At 76.3% G+C, this 25,458-nt stretch carries 19 protein-coding genes; 11 read left to right on the top strand and 8 right to left on the bottom strand.

Translation table 11 applies throughout. The annotated features are described in order from the left end of the window. Nucleotides 1-79: 79 nt before the first annotated feature. The 3 genes from ACIRBY_RS12725 to ACIRBY_RS12715 form a co-directional block, all read right to left on the bottom strand. A complete protein-coding gene (locus ACIRBY_RS12725; RefSeq protein WP_403899972.1) occupies nt 80-1,675 on the bottom strand; it encodes an AMP-binding protein in 1,596 nt (531 codons plus the stop codon). After that, nucleotides 1,672-2,880, bottom strand: coding sequence for a 5-aminolevulinate synthase (gene hemA / locus ACIRBY_RS12720; protein WP_403900547.1), 1,209 nt, complete (start codon nt 2,878-2,880; stop codon nt 1,672-1,674). Before hemA ends, ACIRBY_RS12725 begins: the two co-directional genes overlap by 4 nt. Before the next feature lie 69 nt (nt 2,881-2,949). Further along, nucleotides 2,950-4,497: a class I adenylate-forming enzyme family protein gene (locus ACIRBY_RS12715; RefSeq protein WP_403899970.1), complete on the bottom strand. Its 1,548-nt coding sequence runs from the start codon at nt 4,495-4,497 to the stop codon at nt 2,950-2,952. Nucleotides 4,498-4,869: 372 nt separating this feature from the next. Between ACIRBY_RS12715 and ACIRBY_RS12710 the strand changes: the two genes are divergently transcribed. The 11 genes from ACIRBY_RS12710 (at nt 4,870) to ACIRBY_RS12660 (ending at nt 17,496) form a co-directional block, all read left to right on the top strand. After that, nucleotides 4,870-5,025 (top strand): thiazolylpeptide-type bacteriocin, encoded by a 156-nt coding sequence (locus ACIRBY_RS12710; protein ID WP_390686287.1) that lies wholly within the window; start codon nt 4,870-4,872, stop codon nt 5,023-5,025. Nucleotides 5,026-5,150: 125 nt separating this feature from the next. Further along, entirely contained in the window at nt 5,151-5,309 is a 159-nt protein-coding gene (locus ACIRBY_RS12705) for a thiazolylpeptide-type bacteriocin (protein ID WP_390686288.1), read from the top strand. A gap of 61 nt (nt 5,310-5,370) precedes the next feature. Continuing rightward, the gene (locus ACIRBY_RS12700; protein WP_403899967.1) at nt 5,371-6,471 is read left to right on the top strand and encodes a hypothetical protein; all 1,101 of its coding nucleotides are present in this window, start codon (nt 5,371-5,373) and stop codon (nt 6,469-6,471) included. Continuing rightward, nucleotides 6,468-7,442 (top strand): ABC transporter ATP-binding protein, encoded by a 975-nt coding sequence (locus ACIRBY_RS12695; RefSeq protein WP_403899965.1) that lies wholly within the window; start codon nt 6,468-6,470, stop codon nt 7,440-7,442. The genes ACIRBY_RS12700 and ACIRBY_RS12695 overlap by 4 nt, the downstream gene beginning before the upstream one ends. Continuing rightward, nucleotides 7,439-8,347, top strand: a complete 909-nt coding sequence (locus ACIRBY_RS12690) for an ABC transporter permease (RefSeq protein WP_403899963.1) — start codon at nt 7,439-7,441, stop codon at nt 8,345-8,347. Before ACIRBY_RS12695 ends, ACIRBY_RS12690 begins: the two co-directional genes overlap by 4 nt. Further along, a complete protein-coding gene (locus ACIRBY_RS12685) occupies nt 8,344-11,106 on the top strand; it encodes a hypothetical protein (protein WP_403899961.1) in 2,763 nt (920 codons plus the stop codon). The genes ACIRBY_RS12690 and ACIRBY_RS12685 overlap by 4 nt, the downstream gene beginning before the upstream one ends. Next, nucleotides 11,097-12,818, top strand: coding sequence for a hypothetical protein (locus tag ACIRBY_RS12680; protein WP_403899959.1), 1,722 nt, complete (start codon nt 11,097-11,099; stop codon nt 12,816-12,818). Before ACIRBY_RS12685 ends, ACIRBY_RS12680 begins: the two co-directional genes overlap by 10 nt. Next, the gene (locus ACIRBY_RS12675) at nt 12,815-14,743 is read left to right on the top strand and encodes a TOMM precursor leader peptide-binding protein (RefSeq protein WP_403899957.1); all 1,929 of its coding nucleotides are present in this window, start codon (nt 12,815-12,817) and stop codon (nt 14,741-14,743) included. The genes ACIRBY_RS12680 and ACIRBY_RS12675 overlap by 4 nt, the downstream gene beginning before the upstream one ends. A gap of 13 nt (nt 14,744-14,756) precedes the next feature. Then, nucleotides 14,757-16,220 carry a hypothetical protein gene (locus tag ACIRBY_RS12670; protein WP_403899955.1) on the top strand — a complete coding sequence of 488 codons (1,464 nt, stop codon included), beginning with the start codon at nt 14,757-14,759 and terminating at the stop codon, nt 16,218-16,220. A gap of 1 nt (nt 16,221) precedes the next feature. Beyond that, the gene (locus ACIRBY_RS12665) at nt 16,222-17,199 is read left to right on the top strand and encodes a thiopeptide-type bacteriocin biosynthesis protein (RefSeq protein WP_403899953.1); all 978 of its coding nucleotides are present in this window, start codon (nt 16,222-16,224) and stop codon (nt 17,197-17,199) included. Nucleotides 17,200-17,316: 117 nt separating this feature from the next. Beyond that, the gene (locus tag ACIRBY_RS12660; protein ID WP_403899951.1) at nt 17,317-17,496 is read left to right on the top strand and encodes a hypothetical protein; all 180 of its coding nucleotides are present in this window, start codon (nt 17,317-17,319) and stop codon (nt 17,494-17,496) included. A gap of 167 nt (nt 17,497-17,663) precedes the next feature. On the opposite strand, the gene ACIRBY_RS12655 is transcribed toward ACIRBY_RS12660, so the two are convergent. From ACIRBY_RS12655 to ACIRBY_RS12635, 5 genes are read right to left on the bottom strand one after another with little or no spacing between them, the layout of a single operon-like run. Continuing rightward, the gene (locus ACIRBY_RS12655) at nt 17,664-19,067 is read right to left on the bottom strand and encodes a M16 family metallopeptidase (protein ID WP_403899950.1); all 1,404 of its coding nucleotides are present in this window, start codon (nt 19,065-19,067) and stop codon (nt 17,664-17,666) included. Further along, nucleotides 19,064-20,374: a M16 family metallopeptidase gene (locus ACIRBY_RS12650; RefSeq protein WP_403899948.1), complete on the bottom strand. Its 1,311-nt coding sequence runs from the start codon at nt 20,372-20,374 to the stop codon at nt 19,064-19,066. Before ACIRBY_RS12650 ends, ACIRBY_RS12655 begins: the two co-directional genes overlap by 4 nt. Before the next feature lie 24 nt (nt 20,375-20,398). Further along, nucleotides 20,399-21,274, bottom strand: coding sequence for a thiopeptide-type bacteriocin biosynthesis protein (locus ACIRBY_RS12645; protein WP_403899946.1), 876 nt, complete (start codon nt 21,272-21,274; stop codon nt 20,399-20,401). After that, on the bottom strand, nt 21,271-23,928 hold the full coding sequence (locus ACIRBY_RS12640) for a hypothetical protein (RefSeq protein ID WP_403899944.1): 2,658 nt from the start codon (nt 23,926-23,928) through the stop codon (nt 21,271-21,273). The genes ACIRBY_RS12645 and ACIRBY_RS12640 overlap by 4 nt, the downstream gene beginning before the upstream one ends. Next, on the bottom strand, nt 23,925-25,457 hold the full coding sequence (locus ACIRBY_RS12635) for a SagB family peptide dehydrogenase (RefSeq protein ID WP_403899942.1): 1,533 nt from the start codon (nt 25,455-25,457) through the stop codon (nt 23,925-23,927). Before ACIRBY_RS12635 ends, ACIRBY_RS12640 begins: the two co-directional genes overlap by 4 nt. Nucleotide 25,458 lies beyond the last annotated feature (1 nt).

Genomic DNA, 25,458 nt, shown 5'->3' with positions numbered 1-25,458 from the left:
CCTGGTGTGCGTGGTTCGTACATCTTCTCGCAGCCGGCGCGGGGATCCTGCCACACCGCCGGGCGGCCTGTCGGTCGATCTACCCGAAGAGCGCGGCCAGTTCGCCCTTGAGCACCTTTCCGGTGGGCCCCACGGGGAAGGCCCCGCTGAAGGCGATCCGGCGCGGGTACTTGTAGCGGGCCAGCCGCTCCCCGCACCACGCGGTGATCTCCTGGGCCAGGCGCGGGTCCGGCCGGACGCCCGGCACGGTCCGCAGCACCGCGCAGACCTCCTCGCCGAGCCGTTCGTGGGGGACGCCGACCACCGCGGCCTGCGCCACCGCCGGGTGGCCGAGGAGGACCTCCTCCACCTCGCGCGGGTAGACGTTGTAGCCGCCGCGGATGACCACGTCCTTCTTGCGGTCCAGGACGCGCAGGTAGCCGTCCTCCTCCCGGACCCCGATGTCCCCGGTGCGCAGCCAGCCGTCGACCAGCACCTCGGCGGTGGCCTCCGGGCGGCCCAGGTAGCCGGCCATCAGGCCGTGGCCGCGGACGACGATCTCCCCGCGCTCGCCCTGCGGCAGCAGCCGGACGCGCGGCTCCCCGTCCGCCGCGGCGATGCCGACCTCGACGCCCGGGATGGGCAGGCCGACCGTGCCGGGCCTGCGCTCCAGCCCGGGCTGGTTGTAACTCACGCTCGGGGAGGTCTCGGTGAGCCCGTACCCCTCGTAGACCGGTGCGCCCAGCACCTCCTCGACGCGCCGCAGCACCGCGGGGGGCAGCGAGGAGCCGCCCGAGTAGGCGCGCCTGAGCGGGGGCCGGCGCGGATCGCGCCCGGCCGCGTCCAGCAGGGCCAGGTACATCGTCGGCACGCCCATGACGACCGTGCACCCGTGCGCGGCCATCAGGTCCAGCGCGTGCGCGCCGCAGAACCGGGACATCAGCACCAGGGTGGCGCCGGCGTGGAAGCACACGCCCATCCCGCAGATCTGGCCGAAGGTGTGCGAGAGCGGCAGCGTGCCGAGGAGCACGTCGTCCGCGGCGAAGGCGAAGGGGGTGCGTGCGGTGGTCGTGATGTTCATGAGCACGCTGTGGTGCGTCAGCATCACCCCCTTGGGGGCGCCGGTCGTCCCGGACGTGTAGAGGACCACCGCGATGTCCTCGGGGGCGCGCGGCACCTGCCGCTCCAGCGGCGCCGCCCGACCGGCCTCCCGGTCGAGCCGCGGGACGTCCCGCGCGCCGTCCGTCGTGCCGTCCGCCGTGCCGCCGTCCGTACCGCCGCCGTCCGTTCCGTCCCCGTCGCCCACGCCGAGCAGCGCCACCCCCGCCGCCCGGGCGACCGGGGCCGCCTCGGGCAGCAGGGAGGCCGCGCAGACCAGCGCCACGGCGCCGGAGTCCCGCAGCACGTGGGCGATCTCGGGCGCCCGGGAGTGCTCGTGGACCGGTACGGCCGTGCAGCCCAGGGCGAGGGTCCCGTAGTAGGCCATCGGGAACGCCGGGGTGTTGGGCAGCAGCAGCGCCACCCGGTCCCCGGCGCCCAGGCCCCGGGCGCGCAGCGCGGCCGCGTACCGCAGGGCTCCGTCCCAGAGCTCCGCGTAGGAGTACGAGCGGTCCCCGAAGACCAGCGCGGGGTGCGCGGGCCTGCGGGCGGCCGACTCCGCCAGGACGGACGCCACCGACGAGGACGGGGAGCTCATGCGCCGGTCCGGGGCAGGCCGAGTTCCAGCCAGACCGAGTCCAGCGCCTCGACGAACTTCTCCACCTCGGCCGGCTCGGGCAGCGCCCCCGGCGCGATGCGCAGGATCTCCTCGCCGGTCTTGACGCTCGGCGCGTTGATGGACTGCACGTAGATCCGGTAGCGCTCCAGTAGCAGCGCCGAGGCCTTCTTGCAGGCGGCGTCCTCGCCGATGAGCACCGAGACGATGTGCGACTCGTCCGACAGGAAGGGGATGCCCCGCTCCCGCAGCAGCCCGTGCAGCAGCTTCGCGTTGCGGTGCAGCGCGGTCCGCTCGGTGTCCGAGCCCGCCAGGTGGCGCACGGCGGCCAGCGCGCCCGCCGCCACCGCCGGCGGGAGGGAGGTGGTGAACACGAACGGCCGCGACAGGGTCCGCACGGCGTCGATCAGCGCGGCCGGGCCCGCGATGTAGCCGCCGGCGGTGCCGAAGCCCTTGCCGAGGGTGCCCATGACCACGTCGATCTCGTCGGCCAGCCCCTCGCGGGCCGCTATGCCGGCGCCGCGCGGGCCGTACATGCCCACCGCGTGGACCTCGTCGAGGAAGATCGTCGCCCCGTACCGGCGGGCGATCTCGGTGACCTCGCGGATCGGCGCGACGTCGCCGGACATCGAGTACACCGACTCCAGCACGATCAGCTTCGGCCGCTCCGGCGCCTCGGCCGCGATCAGCTCCTCCAGGTGCGCCGCGTCGTTGTGGCGGAAGATGCGCTTCGCGGCCCCGCTGTGGCGCAGCCCGTCGATGATCGAGGCGTGGTTCAGCTCGTCGGAGAAGACCACGCAGTCCGGGACCGCTCCGGCGATCACCGTCAGGGCGCCGTCGTTCGCGGTGTAGCCGGAGGTGAAGATCAGCGCCGCCTCCTTGCCGTGCAGCGCGGCGAGTTCGGCCTCCAGCCGCACGTGGACGTGGTTGGTGCCGCCGATGTTGCGGGAGCCGCCGGAGCCGGCTCCGAAGCGCTCCAGCGCGTCCCGCATGGCCGCCATGACCTGCGGCTGCTGGCCCATGCCGAGGTAGTCGTTGCTGCACCAGACGCTGATCTCGGCCGTGCCGTCGGCCGGGTCGGTGGAGGTGGAGGCGCTGGGGAAGCGGCCGGCCCGGCGGCCGAGCTCCAGGAACTCCCGCTTGCCGTCCGCGATCGCGGCGGCGGCGCGGTCCGTGAAGAACGCCAGGTGGGCCTGGGGGGACGCCAGGAGGGTCGGGGTCGTGGAAGTCGTCACGATGTCAGCTCGCTTTCTTCGTCAGTTCGAGGCCGCGCCGGAGACCGCCGCGCCCGCGAGGCGCCTGTGGTCGGGCTTTCCGGATTCGGTCAGGGGAAGTTCGGGCCACCGCACGATCCGCGCGGGGGCGTGGGCGGGGGAGAGGGAACGGGCGACGTGTCGGCGCAGTTCGTCCGGCTCGCAGGGGACGCGCAGCACCACGGCGGCGTGCACGGCCTCGCCGGTCACGGCGTCGGGCGTGCCGAACACCGCGCAGTCGGCGACCGCGGAGTGGGTGAGCAGGGCGCGTTCCACCTCGGCGGGCCGGACCTTGACCCCGCCCGCCTTGATCACCCGCCCGATGCGGTCGACCAGGTGGAAGCAGCCGTAGGAGTCCCGCCGCCCGAGGTCCCCGGTCCGCAGCCAGCCGTCCGGCAGCAGGGCCGCGGCGCTCTCGGCGGGCAGGCCCTGGTAGCCGGCCATCGCGTACGGGGAGCGCACCTGGAGCTCGCCGCAGTCGCCCTGCGGGACCTCGCGGCCGGTGTCGGGGTCGCAGACGCGGACCTCTACCCCCGGGAAGGGCCGGCCCACGCTGGGCAGCAGCTCCGGCTCGAAGTGGTCGAGCTGGTCCAGCAGGGTGATCCGGCCCGCCTCGGTGGAGCCGTAGCACTGCACGAGGCGGGGCCCGAAGACCCGTACGGCGGAGGCCAGCCGGGCCGGGGAGGCCACGCAGCCGCTGTAGATGAGCTGGCGCAGCGCGGACAGGTCGGTGCCGGCGGTGTCGGGGTGGTCCAGCAGCCGGTACAGCTGCGGGACGGTCAGGTAGACGCGGGTGATCCGTTCGGCTGCCAGCGCCCCCAGCACCCCGGCGGCGTCGAAGCCGTCGTGGACGACGAGGGAGCCGCCGGAGGCCAGGACCACGTCGGCCATGACGGCGACGGTGTGGCTGGTCGGGGTGACGATCAGCATCCGCTCCGGCGGCCCTCCCGCGAGGGAGTCGGCGTCGCCGAGCACGAGCCGGTTCCAGGCGGCGAAGGACTGCCGCACGCCCTTGGGGCGGCCGCTGCTGCCGCTGGTGTAGGTGACCACCGCGCACTCGGGAGCCGGCGGAGCCGGCTCGGCCGGGGCCTCGCCGCCCTCCTCGGCACCGGGGTCGTCGAGCACGGTGACCGCGGCCGACTGCGCGAGCAGGCCGGCCAGTTCGGCGCCGCGCGCGGCGTGGGCCCGGTCCGTCACGAGGACCGTGACCCCGCATTCCGCGAGGAGCCCGGCCTGTTCGGCGACCGGAAGGGGCAGGTCCGAGCCGGGGTTGACCGAGCGCACGTACATCACGCCGGCGCCCAGGAGGTGGGCCGCGTACCGGGCGGTGAACGTCAGCGGGTGGTTGGGCCCGGTGAGGATCCCGACCATGGCGCCCGGCCCGGCGCCCGCGGCGCGGAGCGCCTCGTGGGCCCGGTGCACGGAGCGGACGAGCGCGGCCCCGTCGAGGGTGCCGGCCCCGCCCTGGATGCGCGCCCGCCGGGGGTCCCGGGCGAGTACGCCGAGGATCCGGGAGACGTAGTGCCCTTGCGCAGTGGATCGTCCGGTCACGCCGCCATTCCGTTCCCTCTGAAGCCGAGTCCCTCGCATGCTCGTTCGGCGGGAAGGCCCCGGACAAGGTTTTCCGCGGGAGCGCTGACACGGATCACGTGAGGTCGTGACGTTTGTCATTCCGGGAGTCCCGGCGGGGCCGGCCGGAGCCCGGAGGACATCACCGGGGCGATGCCCTTCACCCCGCCCCGGACACACACTCCCTTGTCGCGCGCGCGTATGCGTACAGGGGCCCCATGACGAATGTCACGGGGCCCCATTACCTGTGTCAGGGGAAGCCCGGAAAGCCTTCCGCAGGCCAATCCGAACCGGCCATGATTCTTCTTGTCCGGCCGACCGGTCGGAAAGAAGAAAACCTGAAAGGGAATTCACATGGACCAGAACCTGGGCACCGAGGACTTCGCTTCCTTCGAGCTGGAGGAGGTCGAGGTTCTCGACGTCGCCGACGGTGTCGCCCTCCCCGAGGTCGGTGCCTCCAGCGGTGGCTGGCTGTGCTGCTCCTCGTCGTCCTCCTCGTCCTGCTGCTGAGCTGACGACGGCGGTACGCCGCAGGCAAGTCTGAGCAAGGCGCCCCGCCCGCCCGTCGCAGGACGGCGGGCGGGCGCCTGCCCCGTATGACCCGTGAAAGCAGTGAAAGCGAAAGGGGAATTCGTATGGACATGAACTTGACCGCGCAGGACTTCGCCTCCTTCGAATTGGAGAACCTCGAGGTCCTCGACGTCGTCGACGGTGTCGCCCTCCCGGAAATGGGCGCCTCGAATCTGGGCAGCTGGCTGTGCTGCTCTTCGTCGTCCGGTTCGTCCTGCTGCTGACGGCGGATCCAGGACTCCGGAGCGCCCGAGCGAGGCGCTTCGCGTACGAGAGGTGACACTCATGGAAGGCGCCCCGAACGAGCGCACGATCGGCCTGCGCTTTCATGCGCGATCACCGATCGAACCCGCATGGCTTTCGCAGGTGATGGTGCCCGTGGTGCGGTCCCTGCGCAAGGAGCACAACGCCACCGTGGCCTATCTGGCCCGTGGCTGGAAGCACGGACCCCACGTCGAACTCATCGCCCGGGGCCCGGACGGAATTCCGTGGCAGGACATCGCCGGCTCCATCGACTGGCGGCTGGAGGAACTCCCCGAGCAGATGACCGGGGAGCAGTACCTCGCCCAGGCCCGCGAACTGGGTCGGCTGGAGCGCGTGGAGCCCCCCTACCTCCCGCTGCACCCCCGCGGCACCCTGGAGTTCTTCGACCGGCAGCGCGGCATGACCTGGCCCGCCGCCCTGGAGGACCCCCGAGACCTGGCCCTGACCCGCATGTTCACCCCCCTTGCGCGGCTGATGGACCTCGCGGCCGGCCGGAACGCGGGCGTTCCCGTACCGGCCCTCGCCGAGGCCTTCACCGCCCTGTGCACGGCCCACCCCGGCGGCCCCGCCTACGGGGTGTTCTCGCTGCGCTCGCACGCCGAGGCGTTCCTGCACTGGGCGGGCTCCGTCAAGGACCCGCGCCCCTCCTTCGCCCGCAGGCTGGAGACCGACGCGCCCGTGCTGCGCGCGATCGTCGAGCGGGCCCGCGACGGCGCCGAGAGCGCCGAAGCCTCCGAGTTCCGGGCGGCGTTCGCCTACGGCATGGGCGTCTTCGACACCGCGGCGGCCCGCGGCGACCTCAGCGCCGAACTGCTCGACGGACTGGCGCCGGCCGAGAACCGCGAGGCCACGGCCCCGCCCGGACACCAGGGCCCCGTCTCCGACGGCCGCAGCGAGTTCCACGACACCGTCGCCGAGAGCCGGGTGACCGACCGGGCCCCGTCCTGGTTCGCCTCGTACCGGCTCCTCATCAACCTGTTCTACAGCCGGCTGCCCCTGCTCGGCGTGACACCCATCCAGCGCTACTACCTGTGCTTCGCCATCGCCGAGACGGTCGACGAGGTGTACGGGGAGAGCTGGCGCGAGCGGCTGCGGCGCGCAGCGGAGAGGAATGCGGCGTGAGCCCGCTCAGCCGGCCCGGCACCCCGACCGACGTCGACACGGACACCCTGACCCGCCCCGGCACGGCGACGGGCACCGCGGACGACGCGGAGTTCGCCATCCGCACCTCCGGCCTGCACAAGGCGTACGGCGCCCACGTCGCCGTCGGGTCCGTGGACCTGGAGGTGCGCCGCGGCGAGGTGTTCGGCGTGCTCGGCCCCAACGGCGCCGGCAAGACGACCACCATCGAGATCCTGGAGGGCTTCCGGCACCGCTCCGGCGGCTCGGTCAGCGTCCTCGGCGAGGACCCCGGCCAGGCCGGGCGCGCGTGGCGCAACCGCATCGGCATCGTCCAGCAGAGCGGCACCGACCACGAGGGCTGGCGGGTCGGCGAACTCGTCGAGCAGATCGGCCTGTGCTACTCCGACCCGCTCCCCGTCCGGGACGCGCTGGAGCTGGTGGACCTCGCCGACCGCCCCAAGGCCGTCCTCGGCTCCCTCTCCGGCGGCCAGCGCCGCCGCCTGGACCTGGCCCTCGCGGTCGTGGGCCGCCCCGAGCTGCTGTTCCTCGACGAGCCCACCACCGGCCTCGACCCGCAGGCCCGCCGCGACTGCTGGGCCATGATCGAGCGGCTGCGCGACGAGGGCACCACCGTGCTCCTCACCACCCACTACCTCGACGAGGCCGAACGGCTCGCGGACCGCGTGGCGGTCCTCGCCGGCGGCCGCGTACGGGAGGTCGCGCCCCCCGCCGAACTGGGCGGCGGCGACGCCGGGACCGAGGTGTCCTGGCGCGAGGACGGCCGCACCCGCACCGTCACCACCGCCGAGGTCGGACCCGTCCTGGAGGACCTGCGCGCCCGCCTGGGCACCGACGTGCCCGGACTGGAGATCCGCCGCCCCTCCCTGGAGAGCCGCTACCTGCGGCTCATCGAGGACGCCGGCCGCCACCGCGCCGGCGACGACACGCACGAAAGGAGCAGGACCCGATGACGCCCGCCCCGACCCTCGAAGCCGAGAGCGCCGCCGCCACCGCCGAGGCCCCGGCGCAGGCCCCCGCGAGGGCGCCGATCGGCACCGTGGCCGCCCGCGGCCCGCTGCCGGGCGTCTTGCGCACCGGCGTCCTGCGCGCCCGCGCCGAACTGCGGGTCTTCTTCCGCAACCGCACCGCGGTGGCCATGAACATGGCGCTGCCCGTGGTCCTGATGCTGCTCTTCGGCTCGATCTTCACGATGAAGGCCGGCGACCACACCGTCTCCATGCACGACGTGGTCGTGGCGGGCGTCCTCGCCTCCGGCGTCATGTCCGCCGCGTTCGGCGTCCTGGCCACCGGCATCGCCCTGGAGAGCGGCGACGGCTCGCTGAAGCGGCTGCGCGGCACCCCGTTCGCGACGGGCGGCTACTTCCTGGCCAAGACCGTGCTGGTCCTCGTCCTGGCGCTGCTCCAGTCCGTGGCCGTACTGGCCCTGGCCGTGATCGTGTTCGACTTCCAGCTGCCCACCACGCCCGGCCGCTGGGCCACCCTGGTGTGGGTGTTCCTCCTCGGCTCCGCCGCCACCGCCCTGCTGGGCATCGCGGTGGGCTCGCTGATCACCGACCGGCGGACCATCACCGCCGCCGTCCAGTTCCCCTTCGTCCTGCTCCAGTTCGTCTCCGGGGTCTACTACTCCTTCTCCGGGCTGCCCGACACGGTGCAGCGCATCGGCGCGGTCTTCCCGCTGAAGTGGATGGCCCAGGGCATGCGGGCGGCGCTGCTGCCCGACGACATGGCCGCGCTGGAGCCCGCGCACAGCTGGGAACTCGGCCGGGTCGCCCTCGTCCTGGGCGCCTGGGTCGTCGGCGGACTGCTGCTGTGCGTCGCCGCGCGCACGCACCGGATCCGGAAGGACTTCCGGTGACCGTCACAGAAGAACGCCCGGCGACCGTCCTGCGGGACGCCGTCGCGCAGGCCACCGCCGGGGAGGACACTCCGGTGAGCGCCGCCGCGACCGACTTGCGGGACGCCGTCGCGCAGGCCACCGCCGGAGCGGACACTCCGGTGAGCGCCGTCGCGGCCGATCCGCTGGACGGGACCGCCGGGCCGGCCGCCGCGCAGGCCACCGCCGGGGAGGACACCCCGGTGAGCGCCCGCGCCGACACCCCGGGGCGTCCCCCGGCGGAGCGGACCGAGCCCGTCTGGATGCTGCGCGTCAACCCCCTGCGCCGCTCCCGGCTCGCCGACCCGGCCCTCGCCGGCGTCCTCGACGAACTGGCCCGCGTCGAGGCCGAGCTGGCGCTGCGGGCCACCGCCTGCACCGACGCCCTGTACGAGCGCATCGGCGCGGCCCCCGCCGACGAGCGGGCCGCACTGGTCGCCGTACGCCGGGCCGTGCACAACGACCGGGTCCCGGCCACCCTGCCGGACCCGGCCCCGGCCGAGTTCCTGGCCTGGCTGGAGCTGCGCGTCCTGCGCGACGGCCTCCTCGCCGAGGCGGCCGGGGAACACCCCCGGGCCCTGGCCCGCGAGCGCGGCACCCTCTCCGGTCTCCTCGGGGACGAGGACCTGCTGCGCTCGCTGGCGCTGCTGGCCCCCGAGGTCCACCGGGCGGCCGTCGGCTACCGCGAGGGCACCCTGTCCCGCGCCGCCAAGTCCGAGCGCGGGCTGCTCCAGTATGTGACCCGCGCCATGATGCGCACCAGCCCGCTCGCCCGCTTCACCGCGGTCGGGCTGGCGGTCCCCTCGCCCGACGGCGCCCGCCCCGACGAGGTGTCCTTCACCGGGGCGCGGTCCTTCCCGCACCTCGACCAGGCACTGGTCGGCTACGTCGCCCGCACCGGGGACCCCGCGGCCGCCCCCGGCCCGGACACCTGGGTCCGGCAGTCCCCCAGCCTCTCCCCGGGCCCCGGCCCGGACAAGATCTCCTTCGTGAGGGTCGGCGACGACAGCAGCCGGCTGATGTCGACCACCCTCAGCGAACCCGTGCGCCTGCTCCTCAACGCCACGGACATGGGCCCCCGAACCGTCGGCGCGATCGCCGGCGATGTCGCCCGTGCCCTCGGCACCACCCCCGAGCAGGCCGCCGGCGTCGTCCTGGGCTCCCTGCGCGCCGGACTGCTGTGCACCACCGACGGCCCCGAGGACTGCGCCGCCGACCCCCTCGCGGAGTCCGCGCGCCACGACGGGCTGCGGACCGCCCTGGCCGGGCTCGCCGACGCCGGGCACGCCGAGCGCGCCGAGGCCCTGCGCGGCATCGGCGCCCTCACCTCGGCGCTGACCGAGGAGGCCCGCCGCCCGGCCCTGCTCCTCGTCTCCGAGAACTACCTCCTCGCGCCCGCCGAGGTCGACACCCGCGGCCTCGACCGGCAGCTGCGCGACCTCGCGCAGAGCATCGAGTTCCTGTCCGTCTTCGACCGGCTCCACGACATCCGCGCCGTGCTCACCGACGTGTTCGTGGAGCGCCACGGCCGCGGCGCCTCCGTCAGCCTCACCGACCACGCCCGCGGGCTGGTCGGCGAGGTCAACGAGCGGGTGGTGGCGGGCGGCGACAGCCTCACCGCGCTGCGCGGCCTGCGCACCCGCCTGCTCGGCGAGCTCCGCGCCGACCTCGCCGGCCGCGGGGGCGACACCGAAGTGGTGTGGGACCCCGCCTGGCTGGCCGGCCTGGCCGCGCCGCTGCCCGACCGGTTCCGCCGGGACGCCGTCGCCTACAGCGTCCTGGTCCAGCCGGCCGGCGAGCGGCTGGTGTTCAACGACTCCTACCCCGGCCACGGCATGCTCTACGGCCGCTTCCTCGGCCACGACGCCGAACTCGGCGGGCAGGCCCTGCCGCGGCTGCGCCGCCGCCTCCAGGAGCGGCACGGCTCCCACGGCACGGTCCTCGCCGAGGACCGCGGCCTGCACGGGGTCAGCGTCAACGCCCATGCGCCCGTCCTCGACCGGCGGCTGCGCGCCGACGACTGGTACGGGCTGCGGCTCGTCCACGACCCGGACCTCGACCGGCTGTACGTCGAGGACGCCGACGGCCGCCCGCTGCACGTCCTCACCCTCGGCACCGGCCACCCCGAGCTGCTGCCGCCCCCGCTGCGCCTGGCCAACTGGCTGGTCATGGGCGGTCGGCTGCTGCCCGACCTGGGCATGCCCGGCGGCCTCGGCGGCCCCGGCCTCGGCGGGGTGCCGACCGAACCGGTCACGCCCCGGCTGCTCGCCGGCTCCGTCGTCCTCCAGCGCCGCCGCTGGTACCCGGGCGAGGACTTCGAGCAGGCCGTCCGGCAGGGCCCCGGCGAGGCCGACCGGCTGCTGGCGCTGACCCGCTGGCGCGCCCGCCACGGAGTGCCGGCCGAGGTCGTCCTCAAGCCCTCCGCCGGCACGTCCCCCGGCTCCGGCCCGGACTCCGGCCGGTCCGCCCCCAAGCAGCGCAAACCGCAGTACGTCGACCTGAGCAGCGCGCTGCTCGGCCGCGTGCTGCCGCGCTTCCTCGACCGCGACGGCAGCGCCTTCGTGGAAGAGGCCCTGCCCGCCGCGGGCGCGTCACCGCACGCCTACGAGTGGGCGGTCGAGATCAGCAGGCCGTCCGGCGGACGGTTCACCTACACCCGGCCCGGCGACGGGCCCACCGACGACCGGGCACCCGAACGGCACCGGCACTTCAAGGACCAGGGAGAGCGATCATGCGGATGAGACTGCGCCCGGCCCTGCACTACGCACCGGTGCGGGACGGCGTCTACTTCGGAGCCGAGGGCACGTCGTTCGTCGTGCGCGGACCGGCGGCGCTGTTCAAGGTGGCCGACGTGTGCGTCCCGCTGCTGGAGGACGGCGCCACCGAGGACTCCCTCGTCGCCGCCCTCGGCAACGAGGCCGCCCGGCCCGTGGTGGCCACGCTGCTGAACACCTTCAGCCGCCAGGGCCTGCTCCTCGACCTGGACGCCCTCAGCGTCCCGGAGCCCGACGCCGCGACCCGTGAGCGCCACCGCGACGTCCTCGCGGACCTGGAGACGCTGCACGACGACCCGTACGCGGCCTTCGCGCGGCTGCGCGCCGCCACCGTGCTCCTCTCCGGCCCGGCCGCCTTCGTGCTGCCCGCCGCCCGGGGGCTCGCGCGGACCGGCGTCGGCCGCCTCGTGCTCGCCGTGCCGGACGCGGACGCCGACGCCGTCGCCGACACGGCCGAGCGGCTCGGCGCCGAGCGGCTGCCGCAGGCGGCCGGCGGCGTGGAGGCGGCGGCCGACGCGGCCGTCGTCTTCGCCCCGGGCGGGCGGCTCGACGCGGCGGTGGCCGCGCAGGCCGCGCTGCTGCCGGCGGACTGCGTGATCCTCCCCGTACGGCTGGACGAGCGCTTCCACCTGGTCGGCCCGCAGGCCGGCGGCGCCCCCGGGCGGGCGCGGGCCGTGGCCGACCGGGTCGGCCACTGGGCCGACACCTCCGCGGCCGCCCCGCTGGGCGCGGCGGCCGGAGCCCTGGCCGGCGCCCTCGCCGGACAGCTGGTCTACCGGGTGCTGACCGGTACCGCCGGAGCCGCGGGCGAGAGCGCCTACGTGGTCCACGGCGCCGAGCTGAACGCCTCCCGCGTCGACCTGGCACCGCTGCCCCCGGCCGCCCCGGCCGCCGACCTGGACGAGGCCGTGGCCCACGTCCAGGCCGTCGCCGCCCAGTGGACCGGCCCCTTCGCGCTGGTCACCCCCGAGAACCTGCCGCAGCTTCCCCTGGGCGTCGCCGAGGCCGAGCACCGGGACGGCACCGCCGGCTCCGTCGCCGCCTGGGGCGCCGACCAGCGCTCCTCGTCGGTGGCCGCCGCCCTGGCCGCCCTGCGCGCCCAGCAGCGCCCCGGCCCGGAGGCCGTCGCCGCCGCCGGCACCACCGAGGAGCGCTGGCTGCTCGACGGCGCCCTGCGGCTGCTCGCCGGGCGGGCCGAACCCGCCGGGGACGCCCCCGCGTTCGAGGACCTCGACAACGCCGCCCAGGTGCTCTGGCGCACCCTGGAGGACCACGAGTTCCTCACCGTCGCGATGGGCCTGCTCCGGGTGCCGGGCGTGGAGTGGCCGCTGGCCGTGGTCCGGGACCGCGCCACCGGCCTGGACGTCGCCTCCGCCTGGGGCCCCGACCGCGCCGGTGCCGCCGTCGCCGCGCTCAGCACCGCGCTGACCCGCGTCCAGACCCGCCGGATCCGCGGGCGCGAGCTCGTCACCGCCAGCCCCGACACCACCGCGCTGCTGCACGCCGACGCCGCCGCGCTGGCCGCGCTGGCCGAGCAGACCCGGCTGTGGATCACCCCGGCCGGGGAACGCGCCGCCGACCCGGTCGTGGGCGGGACCCCGCTGTGGTTCGGCACCGTCACGGGCCGCCCGGCCGCGGACTCCGTCGCCGAGTCCCTGCCGAAGGAGGCCCTGGCATGACGACCGCCCCCGCCCCCACCGCCCCGGCCGACGCGCCCGCCCCGGCCGCGCTGCCCGACCTGGCCGGGCTCCTCGGCCGGTACGCCCGTACGGCCGGCCTGGCCGAGGGCTCCGTCACCCTGCACACCGGCTGGGACCTCGACCGCGAGCGGGACCTGTACCGGCGGGCCGACAAGGACGGACGGCCCTACCTGTCCGTCCGCATCCTCGGCACCGAGGCCCAGGTCGGCCCCCTGCGGGTGCCCGGCACCGACTCCGGCTGCCCCGGCTGCGCCGAGACGCGGGCCCGGATCGCCGTCGACCACCCGCTGGCCGACCGGATCGACCAGCCCGTGCGCGGCGCCCGCCCGCCGCGGCCCTTCCTCGCGGAAGCGCTCGCCGCCGCCCTGGACGCCCTCACCGAGAACCCCCTCGCCCCCGGCGAGCTCCTCGCGGTGGGCGCCTCCGGCGTCTCCCGCCACCGGATCGTGCGCACCTTCAACTGCCCCGTCTGCGCAGGGCCCGCCACCGCGCCCGACCCGGCGGCCCGGCCGCCCCGGCTGGTGCTCGACGACCCCGCCGCCTCGCCCGGCGACCCGGTGCGCGGCACCGGCGGCGACGCGCTGCTGGCCCCGGGCGCGCTGCGCCGCCGCCTCGTCGACCCGCGCTTCGGCCCGGTCCTCCAGGTCATGCGCGACCTCGACGCCCCGTACGCGATGAGCAACGCGGTGCTGCCCGAGTCGCCCGCGTACGGCTACGGCCGGGCCCTGACCTTCGACCGCGCCGAGTCCGTCGCGGTCCTGGAGGCCTACGAGCGCATGGGCAGCTTCCCGCACCACGGGCAGGTCCTCACCGGCCTCGCCCACCGGGAGATAGCCGACCACGCCCTCGACCCGGCCACGCTCGGCACCTATACGCAGGAGCAGCTCGACCACCCGCTGTCGCGGGTCATCCCGAGCACCCCCGACACCCCCATGGACTGGGTGTGGGGCCACGACCTCGACACGGGCGAGCCGCTCCTCGTCCCCGCCGAAATCGGCTTCTACCGCTACGAGTACCTGCACCGCCACGACCGCCACGGCGCCCGCCGCGACCAGCACGCCGACCGCCGCCGCAGCCACTTCCCGGACTCCTCCAGCGGCTGCGCCCTCGGCTCCGGGCCCACCGAGGCGGCCCTGCACTCCCTCCTCGAACTCGCCGAGCGGGACGCGTTCCTGCTGTCCTTCCACCGGGCGCAGCCGCTGCCCGCCATCGACCCGGCGAGCCTGAAGGACCCGCTCTCGCGCCGGCTCCTCGACACCATCGACATCCACGGCTACGACGCCCACCTGCTGGTCGCCACCCAGGACATCGACGTCCCGGTGGTGTGGGCCATGGCCGTCAACCGGACCGGCGGCCATCCGGCCAGCTGGTCCGCCGCCGGCTCGGGCGCCGACCCGGAGTCCGCCGTGCGCGCCGCGCTGTGGGAGCTCACGCAGATGTGCACCCGGCCCCCGGCCGACGCCGAGGCGGGAGCGTCCATGGTCGCCGACCCCTGGCAGGTGGACCTGCTGGAGGACCACGTCGACCTGTACAACCGGCCAGAGAGCCTGCCCCGGCTCACGACCGTCCTCGGCGGCCCCCGGGTCACGCTCCAGGAGGCCTTCCCGGACTGGCCGGACCGCCTGGTGCGGGCCGCCGGCGGCACCGTGCGGGGCGCGCTGGACTTCGTACGGGCCCGGTTCGCGGACGCCGGCCTGGACCGGGTCGTCCTGGTCGACCAGTCCACCCGCGACCACACCGACCTGGGCCTGGCCGTGGTCAAGGCGGTCGTCCCCGGGATCCTCCCGATGTGCTTCGGCCACGCCCAGCAGCGCCTCGCCGGACTGCCCCGGCTCACCGCCGCGCTGCGCGGCACCCCGCAGGAGCACCGCAGCGCCCCCTACGACCCCCACCCCTTCCCCTGAGAGGCGGCACCCGATGACGACGGACACCCTGTCCCGCCGCGTGCTGCGCTACGCCCACGCGCAGGGCACCGGCCGCTCGCAGTTCCCCACCCCGGCCCAGGTCGCCGAGGCCTCCGGGCCGCTCCCCGACGGGGCGGCCGGGGCGGACCGCTCCCCGCTGCCCCACGGGACCACCGAGCTGCTGGAGCGCGCCGCGTTCCCCGCGGGCCGGGTGGCCGGGGCGGACCGGCTGCCGGAGCGGGCGCTGCTCGCGGCGTTCGGCCTCCAGCGGGCCGAGTTGACCAACCCGTACTTCGAGCACCGCGCGCTGCCCTCCGTACGCAGCCTCTTCCCGGTGCACGCCTTCCTCACCGGCGAGGGGCCCGCCCGGGTCCTCGACGTGCACCGGCACGCGCTGGCGGAGCTCCCGGGCGCCGCCCGCGACCAGGCCCGGCGGATCCTGCTGGCCGGCCGGTACACCCGGCTCCCGGCCTTCTACGGCCCGCTGCGCGGCACCCTCACCGAGCTGGAACTGGGCATCTCGCTGCGCTCGCTGGCGGTGGGCCTGGAACTGTTCGGCCTGGAGGGCCGCCTGAGCCTCCCGGTGTCGGGCGGGGACCTGACGTCCCTGGGCCTGGCCGACGGCGAGTGGAGCTGGCCGCTGGCCGTCGACCTGGAGGACGCGGCCGGCTCCGGCCGCGCTCCGGCCCCGCCGGCGGCCGGGCCCCGGGACGCGCGGGACGGGGAGCCGCTCCGCGCGGCGGCCCCCGCCGACCCCTCCCTCGACGAGATCCTGTCGGTCAACCGCGCCCAGGCCGCCCTGCCGCACGAGGACCCGGCCCCCCTCGCCCCCGCGATCCCGCACGGCGCCGCCGCCGGGCGGGACCTCTCCTGGGCCGAGGCCCTGTGGGAGCGCGGCTCCGGCCGGATGCCCCGCGGCCTCACCGGCATGGCGGGCCGTCTGCGCCGGGTCCCGGAGGACTCCCTGGCCGGCGCCGCCGCCTGGGCCGCCGTACCGCCGCCGGGCGCACTGCTGCGCCGGGTCGCGGAGCACGTCAACGTCACCGTGGCCGTCCAGGCCACCGACGGCTTCGAGGACGGCGTCCACCGGCTCGCCGGCGGCCGGCTGCTGCCGCACCGGCCCGGCCCCGGGGCCCTGGCGGCCCTGGAGCGGGACTACGGCTACCGCCTGGCCCCCGGCAACGGCTGCGACGTGCGCCACGCGGCGGCGGTCTGGTTCTGCTCGGTCCGCCAGCACGAACTCGTCGCCGAACTCGGGCCGGGCGCCTGGACCCTGGCGCAGTACGTGGCGGGCTGGATCACCCAGGGCCTGTGCCTGAACGCCGCCGCCCACGGGCTCTACGCCCGCCCGGCGCGCGCCTTCGACGGGCTCGCCGTCCAGCGGCCGCTGGGGCTCGCGCCCGACGAGACCGTCCTGCTGTCCGTCATCAGCGGTACGCCCCGCTTCAACGGACTCCCTCTGGACCTGAGGTTGTGACATGACCGAGAACGCGAACACGACGAGGACCACGACGACGGCCGCGCCGAGGACCTGGACCTCCTGGCACCTGCACCTGGCGGCCTCCGACCGGTCGCTGGGCGACCGGGTCGTCACCGACGTCGTCGGCCCGACCATGGCCCGACTGCCCTCCGGCAGCTGGTTCTTCATGCGCTACTGGCAGGGCGGCCCGCACGTCCGCCTGCGCGCGCGGGACCTCCCGGGCCCGGCCGCCGCCGAGCTGCGCCGCGCGCTGGAGGAGCGGCTCGCCGCCGCGAACGTCCTCCTGCCCGGCGAAACGCCCCTGGACCCGGCCCGGTTCGCCGTGCAGTCCAGGCGGCTGTCCACGGCCGGGGAGGGCGGGGTCCCGGTCGAGGAGCGGGACCTGCTGGCGCCGGGCGTGTACGAGAGCCCGTACTCCCCGGAGTACGAGCGCTACGGCGGTGCCCACCTCATCGCCGCCTCCGAGGACCTCTTCGGCACCTCCAGCGAGCTGTGCCTGGCCTTCCTGCGCACCCGGCCCTCCGAGCGGGCGCGTACGGCACTCGCCCTGCGGGCCACCGCCGTCGCGGCCTCCGTCCTCGAATCGGGCCCCTTCGCGGCCTTCGGGGCGAGTTCCTGGAGCGACTGGGCGCTGCGGGCGGGCTACCCGCAGCAGATGCTGAGCGGGCTGGAGGCGGACTGCGTCATCGCGGCCGACCGGCTCACCGCCGACGGCCACGACCTGATCGGGCGGGCCGCCACCGCCCCGGGCCCGCTGATCTCCTGGCAGCGGGCGCTGTCGCAGGCCGTCGCCGGCGAACTCGGCGCGGAGGGCACGTACACGGCCCGGATCGTCTTCTCCCACGTCCACATGCTCCACAACCGGCTGGGCCTGGGGACGCTCGACGAGCTGCGCAGCTACCTGCTCCTGGCCCGTCAGACCGGCGCCGGGGTCCCGGGCGCCGTTCCCGCCCCGGCCGGGGCGGGAACGGCGTGACGGCCACCGCCGCCCCCTGACCCGGTCCCTCCCCCGCGCGGGCCGTGCGCCCTCCCCCGGCGCACGGCCCCGCCACCCCTCCCGCATCCCACCCGCACCCCTCGAAGGAGCCCCCTCATGAACCCTCGCGCCCTCATCACCGCCGGCCTGATCGTGGTCCTCACCCTGGCCGTCGTCATCGCCATCGGCGCACTGCCGCACGACGTGCAGCCGATGCCCCGGATCCTGGCCCTGGCGGCCGGCATCTCGACGGTGATCCTGACGCTCCGCCGGTCCCGGAGCAGCGTGTCGCGCTAGGCGGTGCCACTCGGATCGGGCCGGGTCGGCCGGGACCGTGAAGATCCGGCCCGATCCGCGGGCCACGGCCCCCGGATCGACCACCCGGACGCGGTCGACGCCCGGATGCTCGCCTTCAAGGACGGGGTCGACGCCCCGGAGCGTCCGCCGCCTGACGCCCGCCCGGTTCAGGGGGCGAGGGTGACCGGGCCCAGGGCGAGGGACTCCAGGGACGGGCGGACGGCGGCGGCGTCCCCCACCGCCACCACGACCAGCCGGTCCACCGGGAAGGCGTCGAGGAGGGCCTGCGTGGCCTCCTCGGCCGTGACCGCCGCCAGGCGGTCGTGGATGGTGCCCAGGTAGTCGGCGGGGAGGCGCTCGGCGGCGGCGCGGACCACGGCCTTCACCGTCGAGGCGGCGCTCTGGTACTGGAGGGGTGCCACGCCCACCAGGTTGCGTGCGGCGGCGGTCTGCTCCGCCCGGGTGAGGCCGCCCTCCAGGGAGCGCAATACCCCGAAGACCTCGGCCACCGCCGGGCCGGTGACCGCCGTGGCCACGGCCCCGCCGATGGACAGCAGGGCTCCGGAGCGCAGGGGCTGGGCGATGGCGGAGACGCCGTACGTGTAGCCGCGGCGTTCGCGCAGGACCTGGTCCAGCCGCGAGGTCAGGCCGCCGCCCAGGCACTGGATGCCGATGGACTGCGCGGCCCAGGCGGGGGCGTGGCGGTCGATCCCGTGCCGGCCGATCATCAGGGTGGTCTGCACCGCCCCCGGCCGGTCGACGAGGACCACGCGCGTGCGGTCGTCGGCGGTGACGGCGGGCACGGCGGTGAGGGGCGCGGCGGGGGCGCGCCAACGGCCCAGGGTGCGCTCCAGGACCCGGGTCAGCTCCGCCTCCGGGAGGTCGGCGGCGACGGCCGCCGAGGCGGTGGCGGGACGGACGTACGCGTCGAAGAAGGCGCGGACGGCGGTGTGGTCGATCCGGGCGACGCTCTCACGGGTGCCCGCGCCGGCCCGGCCCGCCCGCTGTCCGGGGCCGAACAGGGCGGACTGCATGCCCAGGAACCCCCGCACGTGCGGGGCGGCGCTCTCGTGGCCGATCTCGTCCATCCGCTGGGCGCGCAGCCGGGCCACCTCGCCGGCCGGGAAGGCGGGGTCGCACAGGGTGTCGGCCAGCAGGCCCAGCACCGCTTCGAGCCGGGACTGGGGGACCTGGAGGGCGATGGCGATGCCGTGCGGCCCGGCGATGCTGTCGAAGCTCGCCCCGCAGCGCTCGATCTCCTCGGCGAAATGGGCCCCGTGCAGGGCGGCCGAGCCCTCCTGCAAGGCACGGGAGGTGAGTTCGGCGATGCCGTCCAGTCCCTCGGGCTCGGCGTCCAGCGGGGTGTCGAGGAACAGCCCGACGGCGGCCAGCCGGTGGCCGGGCCGGGCGATGTGCCCGACGCGCAGGCCGTTGGCCAGCCGGATGTCCGCGGGAGCGGGGAAGCTCCACGGGCGGGCGGGGGCCGCCAAGGGGCGGTCCGCGACGAGCACGCCGGCCGGGGGCGCGGCCGGTACGGCGGCCGGGGCGGGCGCGAGGGGGGCGATGGTCATCGGGTGGCATCCTCTCCAGGGACGGTGGCGGCGACGCCCGGCTCGAAGACCAGGACCGCCCGGTTGGACGGGTGCAGCCGGGTGGCCGCGAAGGCGTGCACCTCGTCGGCGGTGACGGCGTCGAGCTGCGCCAGGGCCGTCGAGGCGATCCGGCCGCGCTCGACGCGCCCGAAGAAGGTGGCCTGGCGGCAGAGTTCGTCGGCCCGGCCGCCCACGCTCTCCAGCCGCGTCAGCAGCTGCCGTTCCAAGTGGGCCCGCGCCCGCACGAGTTCCTCCTCGGTGGGCCCGGTGATGGCGAAGCGGCCGAGCTCCTCGTCGAGGCTCGCCTCCAGTTCGGCCGTGGTGGTGGCGGCCGAGGCCTTGATGTCGAGCCAGCCCAGGGACGGCGCCCCGGTGAGCCGGATCAGGCCGCTGGAGAGGCTGGAGGCGCTGCGGTCGCGGCGGACCAGCCGCAACTTGAGGCGGCTGTTGCGGCCCGAGCCGAGGACGGCGAGGGCGACGGCCGCCGCCTCCGCCTCGCGGGTGCCGTCCCGCGGCATCCGGTACGCGTGCAGCACCGCCCCGGACGGCACGTCGGCGCGGACCACGGTGCGGCTCCCCGAGCCCATCAGCTCGGGCAGCACGGCCGCGGGTGGCGCCGCGGTGTACGAGGGGCCGGCGATCCCGCCGAAGTACCGCCGGATCCAGCCCAGGGCCTGCTCGGGGTCGAAGTCGCCCACGACGGCCAGGACGGCGTTGTCCGGCGTGTAGTGCCGGACGAAGAAGTCCCGGGCGTCCTGGAGCGAGGCCGCGTCGAGGTCGGCCATGGAGCCGATCGGCAGGTGGTGGTAGGGGTGGCCGGGCGGGTAGGCCATGGCGACCAGGCGCTCCCAGGCGGTGCCGTAGGGCAGGTTGTCGTACCGCTGGCGGCGTTCGTTCTTCACCACGTCGCGCTGGTTGTCCAGGGACTCCTGGGTGAGCGCGTCGAGCAGCCCGCCCATCCGGTCCGCCTCCAGCCACAGGGCCAGTTCGAGGTGGTGGGAGGGGACGGTCTCGGTGAAGTTGGTCCGCTCGAAGTTCGTGGTGCCGTTGGGCCGGCTGCCCGCCTCGTGGAGCAGGGCGAAGTGGCCGTTGCCGGGGACGTTGCGGGACCCCTGGAACATCAGGTGCTCGAAGAGGTGGGCCATGCCGGTGCGGCCGGGCCCCTCGTGCCGGGAGCCGACCCCGTACCAGACGCAGACGGCCGCCACCGGATTCAGGAGGTCGGGGGCCAGGACGATGCGCAGCCCGTTGTCGAGCCGGTGCTCCTTCACGCTGAACGTCTCCATGGGTGCGGCGTCCTTTCCGTCGGGTCAGAGGGCGTCGTGCGACGCGCCGGCTCCGTACTCGGCGCGGATCCAGCGGGCGAGGACGGCCTCCTCCGCGGGTGTGACGCCGAGCCGGTTGTTGGTGAGGTGGATGAGGTGGAACAGGAGGTGGGGGCCGGTCCGGGGGATCCCCGCGGCCCGGTGCCGGGCGAGCAGGTCCCGCAGGCCCAGCCCGTACGCGTCGTGGACGCCCCGGTACGGGCCGCCGCGGACCTGGGCGAGGAGCCGGCGCAGGTCCGGCGCGAGGCGCCGGGCGGCGGCGTCCACCCGGGCGCGCAGGGGCCCGGAGCGGTCGCCGTTCTGCCCGGTCCAGTACCAGGTCATGTGGTAGACGAAGGAAAGGCGTTGGCCGGCGGGCAGCAGGTCCAGGGCCGACAGGGTGGCGGCCAGCGCATGGCCCAGCCGCAGCCGGGGGAAGTCGGGGCCGATGAGCTCCAGGACCGCCTCGCTGGCCGCCTGGGAGGCCCGTTCGGCGAGCCGGACCCCGGCGGCGCCGCCGAACTTGGCGTACTCGGGCTCGTACAGGCTCTTGGCGTGCCCCCGGTAGGCGCGGGCCAGCTCCGGCGGCATCGCCGCGGTGTCGGCGAGGATCCGGTCGGCCGCGGCCTCGACGGCGGCGACCGCGTCCAGCCGGCCGTGCAGGCGCAGCCGGACCTGCGTGCCGCACTCGTCGACGAACCGGAGGAAGAACCAGCCTCCCCGCGGGTCGATCACGTGCGCGGCCGCGACGACGCGGCGCACGGTGTGGTCGACGAGCGGGGTGAGGTCGCGCCGGTCCCGGACGAAGATCCGGTAGTACAGCCAGTCGTGCTCCACGGCCTCGGAGCCCGGGCGGGTGGGGGCGGGGGTCGGCGGGGTCACCTCGGGGTCTCCTGGGGGTCGGGGTGGTCCAGGCGCAGCAGGGCGGCGAGTTCGACGGCCCGGGGGCGGCCGTCGGCGTCGGCGAGCCAGTGCGCACCGGGGCCGGGCAGCAGTTCGGTGAACTCGAGCGCCCCGCCGTCGGGGCCCACGCTCTTGAGCAGGGACGCGACGGCGTGCGGGGAGCCGAGGTGCGTCCAGAACGGCTTCTCCGGAAGGACCCCGGGGGCGGCCTCGGCGCGGACGAAGCCCTGCTGGGGCATGCCGTGCTCCCGCCGCCAGCCGTCGAGCCGGTCGAGGAAGGCGGCGGTGCCCTCGCCGCTCCCGGGGCGCGGCAGGGCGGCGGCCGGCAGCCGCCAGGAGGCGCGGGCGGTCACCAGGCGGCCCTCACGGGTGCGGGGGGTCGCGATGACGCCGTCCGGCGGGGGCCGGGTCGGGTCGTGGGGCAGGCGCTCGCCGTCGGTGAGGTAGCGGGTGCTCCAGGGCTGGGACAGGGTCGCCAGGACCCTGACCGGGCCGTGCAGCACCTGGAGGGGCATCACGCCGAGGTAGGGCAGCGCGACGTTCGCGCCGTCCCGGTCGTACAGCTGGAGGGTGTCGGAGGCGGGGTCGTGGGACAGGACCAGGTCGGCGAGGTCGAGCCCGGGGTGCGGCCCGCCGGGCGCCGCCGGGTCCGGCGCGCGCAGGTCGGAGGGCCAGCGCAGGTACGGGAAGAGGGGGCCGGCGGGGGCCTGGAGGGTGGAGTAGTCGCCCCCGGCGGACAGCTGCCGGACCGCGCACCCGGGGTACAGGTCGCCGATCCAGCGGCGCAGGGGTTCGCGCATCGCCCCGCCGGCGGCGGGCACCGCCCCCCAGCGGGCGAGGAGTCCGCCCGGTCCGGGACTGACCCGGTTGACGGTCATGAGGTACTCGCCCCGGGCCAGTGCGTCGGCGTCCGCGGCGGCCAGCTGGTGGAAGACCGTCACGGCGGCGGCGCCGACGGTACCGTGCGGGGCGGGGACGCACGGGGTGCCGGTGCCCGCGCGGTCGGCCTCCGCGGCCCGGCGGACCAGGCGGTGGTGGTCCTCCCGCCGGCAGAAGCCGTACAGGAAGTCGTAGAGGTCGTGGCAGGTGCCGCCGGTGCCGTAGCGGGCGGTGAAATGGGCGGTCAGCACGTCGTACAGGGCGCTGCGGAAGGTCTGGGCCCGGACGCGGCGGCCCAGGGCGCGCAGGTCGTGCCCGAGCTCCTCGGCGGGCAGCACCGGGACGGGGGTGCCGGTCGCGGGGACGTTCTGGTGGAAGAGCGGCGCCGAGGCGAGCCAGTGGGGCTGCGGGGCCCCGAGCGCGGTGAAGACGTCGGCGGCCGCGGCGCGGGCCCGGCCGTCCAGGCGCAGCCGGGTCGCGGCGTCGGCGGCGGGCAGGGCGCGCTCGGCGCCGGCGAGCACGGCGAGCGCCCCCGCGACACGGGGGCCCTGCGGGCCGGGCGGGGACCCGGTGCGGTCGGCGAGGGCCGCCAGGCAGGCGCGGTCGTGGGGCTGCCAGGGCACGTCGGGGAGCAGCAGGCCCATCGCCGCCCAGCGTCGGACGCGGGCGCGTTCGGCGGGGGTGCCGGAGCCGCTCCAGGCGGCCGGCGGGCCGGAGCGGCCGGCCGCCCCGGCGAGGAACGGCGCGTACAGGTCGGCGGTGGCGAGGAGGTCCGCGTGGTGGGGGAGGGCCTGGTTCAGGTACTGCGGCAGCAGGACCTGCCAGGTGTCCGCGAGCCGGTGCAGGCTCGGGTTGACCCGGAGGTCCACCGTCTGCGACAGGTCGGGGTCGGCGGCGAAGGCGCGCAGCAGTTCGACGGCCAGGTGCCGGGGCGAGACGGTGTCGGCCGCGGGGACCGCGGCGGCTGCGGAGAGACCCGCCGGGGCCGGTCCGAGGGAGGCCGTGCCCAGGGTGACCAGGCTGGCGAACGGACTGGTCTTGACGGCGGTACGGGCCAGGTACGACAGCGCCGTGCGGGCCAGGCGGCTCCCCGGGGCGGGCGGCCGGGCCGGATCGGTGCGCAGCAGCTCCCGGGTGAACGCCGGGCTGGCCAGGGCCAGTCCGGCCGCGAGGTCGGGGCGGCGCAGCAGGGTGAGCATCCACGCGCCGGCGGTACGGGCCTCCTCCTGTACGAGGCGCTCGGCGCGCTCGGCGGCCTCGGCGAACCGTTCGGCCGCCGCGGTCCAGGCGGTGAGGGCGGCCCGCCCGGCCCCGTCCAGGGCGGGGCGGACGGCGGCCGCGGCGTCGGCCGTGTGCCGGCCGCCGCGGGCGCCCCGGGTGTCACGGCGCAGGCGCAGGGCGGCGCGGCGGACGGCCGGCGCGTCGTCGAGGGTGGGGACGAGGGCGTACAGGACGTCGGACAGGACCCGCCCGGCCTCGGCCGCCTCCTCCCTGCCCGCCCGCAGGGAGGCCAGGGCCCCGGCCAGGGCGGGCCCGGCCAGGGGCTCCAGATCGGCGGGGCCGAGGGCCGTCACCCGGGTGGACAGCAGCGGGAACACGGTCGCCGGGCGGCGCGCCGCGGGGGCGGCGGCGCGGGCCGGAGCCGGTACCGCCGCGGGTGCGACGGCCGGGGCCGGTACCGCCGCGGGTGCGACGGGCGGGGCCGGTACCGCTGCGGGTGCGACGGGCGGGGCCGGGGCGGCGGCCGTGGTCACGACGGGGTTCCGGGGCGGCCCGGCGCGGTGGCGGGGTGGAGGTCGCGCTCGCAGCGCAGGTGCCAGTCGGCGTCGTTCACGGGCGTCCAGGAGAGGTGTCCGGCCGGCGGGAGCTCCGCGGGAGCGGGACGCGAGCCGAGGAGGAACTCGCCGACGGAGGACTCCTGGAGGTAGTCCAGGCCCAGCGTCCTGGCCGCGAGGTCCGAGTCGCCGCCGCCCAGGGCGCACGGCGCCAGCCCCATGCCCGTGGCCACCAGGTACATGGTCTGGTAGAGCACGCCGACGTTCTTGAGCGTGGCGGCGTAGGCGAGGCTGCGGTACTTCCACGACAGGCGCTGGAACCGGGAGGTGACGGTGATCAGCACGTCCGGGGCGTCGATCCCGCCCGCCGAGACCCGGGCGATGCCGATCATGGCGTTGCGGTCGTCCTCGTCGGCGTTGACCAGGACCAGCCGGTGCCCGCCGGCGTCGTAGAAGTACATGCCCGGCTCCAGCCCCGCGACGCGGTGCACCGACAGGTACAGCTCCAGGTCGTACGAGGCCCCGCCGGTCGGGTAGGGCCGCGAGGACGCGGGGTAGGGCATCCCCTCCTCGGGGCGGGCCGCGGTGACCGCGCGGACGCGGGCGCAGCGGTAGAGGAACTCGCCCAGCCGGTCGAGGTCCAGCGGCGTCTCGGCGTGCGTGCGGACCGACCGGCGGCCCTCCAGGACGGCGGTCAGCGAGGGGTCGTTCGCCGCGATGTCCTCCAGCCGGGGGCGGGGCAGGGCGACCACGGGGCCGGCGGGCAGGGGCCGGACCGCGGGCCGGGGCTCGATGGTCCCCGTGTACGGGAAGACCCCGCCGAAGGGGTAGTCGTGGCGGCCCATGCGGCTGCGGCTGTGGAACAGCAGGTCGTGGAAGTCCCACTGGCGCAGCACGTCGTCCCGGTCGGCGGCGAAGGAGCCGTCCTCGTCGGCGGTGTCCACCAGCGAGGCCCCGGCCAGGTGGCCCAGCAGCTCCTGGACGACCGTGACGGGCAGGTCCAGGGCGAGGGCCTGCTCGCGCGCCGTGGTGCCCGCGCCGAGGGCCGCGGCCAGCTCCCGCACCGGGTCCGCCTGGAGGCGGGCGCGGCGCGGGGAGAGCGGGGACTCCAGGACGAGGTCGCCCTCGTGGACGCGCAGGAAGGCGAAGCGGTTGAGCCGGACGGGGGTGTCGGCGCCGACGTCGGCCGGGGAGTGGCCGAGGCCCGGGACCAGGGGCTCCAGGCGCAGGGCCACGGTGTCGCCGAGCACGATGTGGTGCTCCAGCAGCCGGATGACGCGGTTCAGGACCGCCTCCAGCTGCTCCTGCGGGGGAGAGGGCACCGGCTCGGGCGCCGCGAGGGAGCCCGTCATGCCCTCCAGGGCCGTGACGACCTCGCGGGACGCGCCGCGGATGCGGAACTGGGTGCGGCCGTCGCGGGTGACGTCGAGGTGGCCCTCGCGGTCGCGGACGCGTACCCCGGCCACGAACGCGAGGCGGGTGAGGGTGCGGCGGGTGGCCGTTTTCATT

The sequence above is a fragment of the Streptomyces sp. NPDC096136 genome (genome assembly GCF_044763325.1).
Classification (GTDB): Bacteria; Actinomycetota; Actinomycetes; order Streptomycetales; family Streptomycetaceae; genus Streptomyces.
The sequence above is the reverse complement of the archived record's forward strand: the minus strand, read 5'-3'. Positions and strand labels throughout refer to the sequence as shown.